The 3,114-nt window shown below is 43.5% G+C and carries 3 protein-coding genes and 1 pseudogene; 1 reads left to right on the forward strand and 3 read right to left on the reverse strand.

The features are described 5' to 3' along the window. Positions 1-1,826: calcium-binding protein (locus tag B4K20_RS16620; protein WP_289283774.1), on the forward strand; the 1,826-nt coding region annotated here is incomplete at its 5' end. A 68-nt stretch (positions 1,827-1,894) separates the two neighbouring features. Here the strand turns inward: B4K20_RS16620 and B4K20_RS16625 are convergent. From B4K20_RS16625 to B4K20_RS16635, 3 genes and pseudogenes are all read right to left on the reverse strand, one after another. Next, the gene (locus B4K20_RS16625) at positions 1,895-2,296 is read right to left on the reverse strand and encodes a type IV pilin protein (protein WP_289283775.1); all 402 of its coding nucleotides are present in this window, start codon (positions 2,294-2,296) and stop codon (positions 1,895-1,897) included. After that, positions 2,289-2,582: a hypothetical protein gene (locus B4K20_RS16630; RefSeq protein ID WP_289283776.1), complete on the reverse strand. Its 294-nt coding sequence runs from the start codon at positions 2,580-2,582 to the stop codon at positions 2,289-2,291. Before B4K20_RS16630 ends, B4K20_RS16625 begins: the two co-directional genes overlap by 8 nt. A 10-nt stretch (positions 2,583-2,592) precedes the next feature. Continuing rightward, positions 2,593-3,114, reverse strand: a pseudogene (locus B4K20_RS16635) (pilus assembly protein PilY); the annotation flags it as partial.

Genomic DNA, 3,114 nt, shown 5'->3' on the forward strand with positions numbered 1-3,114 from the left:
TGGGGGCAGATGCTGTATCTGAGGAATTAGCGCCGATAGCTTATGACGGTGTCAATAGTTCAGAAATCCCGGTCATTACAGTGACGGATTTTTCTCAGCTTAGTGACACTTTAACAAGTACTGTCACAGGCAATAGTGTCTCTGGCGATCTACTCGACGGCGGACTCCCATCAAGTGCAGGAGCCGATGGCGGTTGGATTAGTCAGATTACGATCGATGGTGTTGACTATACTTACAATCAATTCACGAATACAGCCTCTGTCGGTAGCGCTGTCGCCAGTTTTGATGTGACAACACACGTATGGACGATTACAACCGCTAATGGAAGTGTTTTAACGGTTGATATGGATAATGGTGAATACACCTATACAGTAGGGGATTCTGCAAGTGGTACCTTCACTGAAGAAATAACCTACGCGGTCACTGATGGCGATGGTGATAGTGCTAGTAACTCATTTACTATCGATGTCGATGTGGATTTATCTACGTTAGTCGTCAGTGATGACGTCGTTATTACTAATCAAAGCTCCGTTGATATACCTGATTGGGCTTTATTTGCTAATGATAGTGGTGCTGATGGTGAAACATACTCCCTAAATGGAGTTAGTGCTCCATCGGACTCCGATAGTGCTTCAGTCAATGGTAATAGTGTGACCTTCAATGATGCCAATAGTAATGGCGGCAGTTTCAGCTATCAGAATCAGGCAGGCAGTCAACAAGATTCTGCCAATGTCTCTGTTACACAGGTGAATGGAAGTCTGTTGGAAGGCACATTCCGAGATGAAATTCTAATTGGTAGCAACGACGTTGATTTTATCTATGGCGGCGCTGGTAATGATGTTCTGATAGGCGGTACAGGCGGTACATATAATTCAGGTGAAAGAGAAGTCATTGCCAGGGTAAGTCCAGGACAAACTGGTACGGGCAATGATAATCAGTTTTCTTTCACTTTGACTGCATTAGCCGCTGCTGCATTATATGTCACGGAGGTACGTATCTCCTTAGCCGAATATAATGCCTTTTTTGATCAGGTAGGAACCGATAGCTATACCTTCACCCTCGGTGATGGTTCAACTATATCAAGTGATGACATTCAGATGGTTACAGGTGGCGATACTGATGAGCTAGTCATCACGTTTGAACCTGGTACTTTCACGAATGGAGAGACTCTCACCTTCGGTATTGATACTGATGGCCGGGGGATGACGAGAGGTGAAGATTTTGGATCACGAGAAGTGCCTTTTAAGGTCTCTTTCAGTGATGGAACCAGTCTCGATGGGTCTTATGAGTCGGACTCTGTAAATGGTGGAAGCACAGCAACAGTCAATGACTCACCAATAGTGACGGAAACCCTTGATGGTGGTTCAGGAGACGATATTCTTGTCGGCGGTGATGGTGAGCATATTCTACTTGGTGGTGAAGGGGATGATACCCTTGTCGGCGGTGGCGGCAATGATATCCTTACTGGTGGTGAAGGAGCTGACTTGTTTATCTGGAACTCAGGTGATCAAGGCTCAGCTGCCAGCCCTGCTGCTGATATCGTCACTGATTTTAATGACAGTGAAGGGGATGTATTGGATCTTTCTGATATTCTGCAGGGAGAAGAAAGTAATGATATTACCGACTATATCTCAGTCGCTGAACAAGGTAACGACGTTGTACTTTCGTTAACCCCAGAAGGCGATGGTGGTGATATGACACAAACAATCACCTTGCAAAATACCAGTATTGATCAACTGGTTGGTAGTGATGCATCTGGTATGTCAAATGCAGATATTATCAACTCTTTGATTACTAGTGGTCAGATACAAGTAGATCAAAGTTAATTCAGTATATGAGAAAAGTAAAAAAGCCGACGTTAGTCGGCTTTTTTACTGGGTTATTTTATATGTTTCTACCAGCAACCAGCTGGACCAGTGGCACCTGTCTGAGTTATTGTCAGGGGGGTGCAGTTGATATCATTTGCTTGGCTCCCTTGGGCTGTTGCCACTAATTGATAGCTTGTCGCCGTAGGATTCGCTGCTACAACGATATTGTAATAGGCTGTTCCAGTCTTAGGTGACTGAGCAAAAGGTAATGCACCCAGTGTGCCTACGTAAGTAAAGTTTTCTGTGTAATACCTTTCCATATAACTTGCCAGTTCCATTAAATCAGCCTGAGCATTAGCTCGTCGAGTTTGTCTGACTTGCTCTTGGTAAGACGGATAAGCAATGGCAGCAAGGATGCCTAGAATGACAACCACAATCATCAACTCGATGAGTGTAAATCCATTTTCTGTATATTTTATGTTATTCATTTAATAACCATATTTCAGTGATATAGGGGGGCTCGCCATCAGCACCACGACTCGTGTTAAAGCCTATAGCTGTGTCTTCATTCACAATGGGGCCTTTTTCCCCTTGTGGCGCAAGACCATGCACAACCGTATTATGGTCGATAAGATACTCTTGATTAGAAATCACTAATCTATCTGAGGATAGCGATGAGTCCGTTACTGTTCCACTCTGACTAAAAGTCTGTGCAAGTACTGACATTGGTATTAATAACACAGAGAGGATGGTTAAATAATTTTTTTTAAACATACATATGTCCTTAATCAGTCAGTTGAATCCAAGATCGTCTTCCTATCGCATCCTCACTTGAAGACTCTTCTTCTAAAATAAGCTCACCTGTCTCGGCATCACTCATAAATTTCACTTCAGTGGAGCCAGAACCAGGAACACGTCTGCTGATTTTAGGTGGAGAAATGATACTGTCATAGCCTTTACCTGCGACAACTGGCACCTCGGTATCTGGCTCACCGTCACCATCAGTATCTACATAGAGATCATTTGCATCAATCACACCATCGCCATTGATATCCAGCGGCTGATAGTTCAGAGGTAGTCCCGTGTAATAATCTAATTCCATTAACCAACTACTACCACCAAAATCACATGCATCTTCTGATGGAACAAGTGACGTAAAGATCACTTTTTCATCTCGGATAATGCCTTCAGAAACTTGTCTTTCACCACTATTTTCACCTGATGATGCACTGACTAAGTCAACATACCAGCCTCGGTCATCAGTGTTAGCTGTACCCCAGTTAATGATTTTATCTGATTCTGAGGC

The organism is Methylophaga sp. UBA5088, from assembly GCF_002414625.1.
GTDB classification, from domain to species: domain Bacteria; phylum Pseudomonadota; class Gammaproteobacteria; order Nitrosococcales; family Methylophagaceae; genus Methylophaga; species Methylophaga marina.